Below are 3,415 nucleotides of genomic sequence, written 5' to 3' on the forward strand. Positions count from 1 at the left end.
CAATTGCAGACAACTTGCCATCCAGTTGAGCACCGGATGGTTTCCGTGCCTGATCTTCTGGTCGAGATAAGCTCCCAACAGGAACTTCGTAGGGTGACTTAGATGCATGAAGGTCTGCTGGATTTCTACCGTGAGGATACCGTCGGCGCGCAGGATTTCAATGGTGTGCACCCGGCCCGAGTTGTAGTCCATCGGGCAGTTGAAGCGGTACCCGCCCGCGCGGGGGAAATAGCCGGTGCGGTCGCTGAAGTTGCCGGTGACCCAATCGCTGCGTCCCGCAGCCGCCTCGACGGCCGCGGCGGTAATGTCGATATTGCGAAGGTTGTAGTCGCGTTCCGCCCGCGTGCGAACTTCCGCGCGGCAGAGTCAATGGCACGCTCGGCGGAGATGCCGCGGTTTGCGCGGCGGCCGGCGGGTGTTCGCGCCTGTGCGGCCCGGGAAGTCAACCCCGCCTGTTGACGGATTGTAGACGGACCATCGCTGGGCAGCCCGCCACCTGGACCCGGGCAAGCCCGTTCACCGACGCAATGCTCAGAAAGCCTGGCCGATGCTGAAAAAGAGCCGGCCGATGGATTCGCCGGGGCGGCGATCGAGTTTCAGTCCATAGTCCAGCCGCAAGAGGAACCACGGCGTTCGGACGCGTAGACCGAGTCCGGCGGCCTTCCGAAGGTCGGTCAAGCTGATGTCGGAAACGTGTCGGTAGACGTTGCCAATATCGACGAAACCGACGCCGTCGAACCGGCTGACGAGCGGTAAACGGATTTCGTTGTTGAAGATCAGTACGGCATCGCCGCCCAGCGGCAAGCGGTCGAATCCGATCGGACCGACGCCGTTCTGCTGAAAACCTCGGATGGTCGTGCTTCCGCCAGCGAGGAAGCGTTCGCCAAGCGTAATTTCCTGGCCCCCCAGGCCCGTTGCCAACCCTACCCGTACACCCGTGGCATAAACCAAGCGCGGCCGGAGCACCTGATTGGTGAAGAGCTGCACCTTGGGTTTTTGCAGGGGAAAGTAGCGGAAGTACTGGCCGAAATACTTGACGAAGCGCAATTGCGATCCAAGCAGCTCCGGCGAGTACTGGAACGCGTGCGAGAAAAACTGGCCGTGAGTTGCATCGAGCACGTCGTCGCGAGTTTCCCGTGTGACCGTCGCCGTCAGGGCGGCAATCCGCAAAGGGATGTTGAAAAACGGATCGGGTCCAGTGTCGTACGTGCGGCTCTTTTCGATGCGATACCCGTAGGTGACCACATACTTCCGGCGAAATTTGGCCTCCTGTTGAATGGAGATCCCCGTGCGATCCACATTGAACGCATCCGACGTGCTGGTTGCGGGGTTGCGTTCGTGGCGAACGTAGGGGCTGACCGTGGTAGAGACCGGGAACCTGCGCAGCAGCGGTTGCGTGAAGTAGAGGCGCACTTCCTGCAATTGCGCGTCGTAGCGGGTGCGGAGGCCTAGTGTTCGCGCGCTGCCCAGCGAATTGCGATTGGTCAGGTCGGCGATAAGGCCCGGTCCGCGCTCGGTGTCGTAAAAGGCGCCGTAGCGTAACTGGAAGGGCTGCACTTCGCGGACTCGTACACGCAGGCGGACCGGCTTCCGGCCCGCGGCGTTAGACTCGGCTTCCACCTCCTCCTGCGTGATCTCCACCAGCGAGTAGGCGGCCGTATGGTACAAATTGCGCCGCGAATTACTCAGCTTCTGGAGGTTCAGAATATCGCCGGGCTTCACCTCGATCTGCGTCCGGATCAAGCCCTCACTGGTCTTGTCATTTCCCTCCACGACGATTTCGCGGACGACGCTCTGACGATTCTCGGTAATCTTCACGACGGCGTCCAGTTCACCTGCTGCCTTGCCGCGGCGCGTGGAGATGTCCGCCTCCATATCGTTGTAGCCCTTCTCCCAGTAGAGATCCCGGAGTTTCTGGAGCGTTCGTTCGCGCAGCACCGGGCGATACTCCTCCCCCTTAGGAAGCGGCACGGCCGCGGTCAGCCGGGCGGTATCGAATACGGTGTTGCCCTGAAACTCGACTCCCGCGGTGTGATATAGCGGCCCTTCTTGAACCGGAAACGTCACCTTGCCCGTGCGAGTCTCGGCGCTCAACTCGTATCGTGGATTATCGATCTTGGCGTCCAGATATCCCTGCTCGTGGTAATAGCGCGTGAGCAGTTCGGTCACGCTGGAGGGCTTCACGTAAACTTCCTCGGAGAGCTTCTGCGCCTTGACGATTTCACGCAGGTCCTTGGCTGCAATTCCTTTGGCCCCATCGAACGCGATTTCGACATTGCTGAATTGCGGGCCGGGCTGAATGTCGAACACCACACTGACGCGGTCCGGGAAGGGTTTCAGGATCTTATACGCGATGACCGGCTGAAGCTTGCCTGCTTTGACCAGCCAGGAACGGATCTCCTGAACGGCATCCTCGGCACGCTGCGAATCGAAGACGCCGTTGCGCCAGGTATCCCGGACCCGCTTTTTCAGGCTTCCATCGGCGGCGATGCCTTCATAGACGAAATCAACCACCGGTCCGGCGTCCACATCCAGGGTCAGGTCCACGGTGGCGTCACGGGAATCCCGTTTCAGTCGCACATTGGCTTGCAGCAGGTTCTCCGTGGTGAACAGTTTGTCGATGTTGTCGACGCCGCGGCGCACCTTAAAGAAATCGTATTTCTGGCCCTGCTTCACTCCGAGTTTGGCAGCGAGCTTCTCTGCGGGAAAGTACGTGATACCGCGGATCGTGATCTTATCGATTCTGCGACTCTCCAGGCGACGGGCGCTCTTGGGCTCGGGAACGCCGCCAAAGCGCAGATCGTGCCGGAAATCGCCGCGGAAACTGCCGTCGGACTGACGGACGCCGCGCGTGCTGAACCGCCGCGTGAAGTCGTATTCGCCGACGTAGATCTGGTCCGAGCTGTTGATCAGATCCATGGAGTAGATCAGGTTCAGCTTGGGGGTGATGTCCTGCCCGATGGTGAGCCTGGCGCCGGGATTGGCTTCATTGGCAATCAGGTTCGGCTCGATCCGCACCGAACTGAGTCCCGTGGCACCCGCGATACCGCGGCCAAGACTGGAACCGACGCGGCCTGTCAGATACGAGAGCACCTGGTTGCGCGCCACCGCAAACTCCTGGCTGCGAATATCGTCGAGCTTCTTGCCCGTCAACAAGACCGCAAGGATGTCTTGTTCCGGCTCGGGCGGATCCGACGTCAGCGTAGTTTCGGTCTTACCCGGCACGCCGGACACCTGCAAAGTGATATCGAGTCCGCCGGCGGTTGTGGTGGCCATGATGTCCAGGTTGGGCTCAATGCGGCGCTCGCTGGTGAAGGTGATGTTGCCGCGCTCGACGGTGTACTTGCGCTCGTTAAAGTTGAGCAGGCTGCCCTCTTCCAGGGTCAGACGGCCGGAGAGTGCAGGCTCGTACGGA

General features: G+C 60.8%; 2 protein-coding genes. Both read right to left on the reverse strand.

What is annotated here, in order from left to right:
* A partial coding sequence (locus tag VF515_06930) for a hypothetical protein (GenBank protein HEX7407370.1) occupies positions 1-192 on the reverse strand: 192 nt, incomplete at its 3' end.
* A gap of 339 nt (positions 193-531) precedes the next feature.
* Positions 532-3,415: translocation/assembly module TamB domain-containing protein (locus VF515_06935; GenBank protein ID HEX7407371.1), on the reverse strand; the 2,884-nt coding region annotated here is incomplete at its 5' end.

The sequence above is a fragment of the Candidatus Binatia bacterium genome, assembly GCA_036382395.1.
Taxonomy (GTDB): Bacteria; Desulfobacterota; Binatia; order HRBIN30; family HRBIN30; genus JAGDMS01.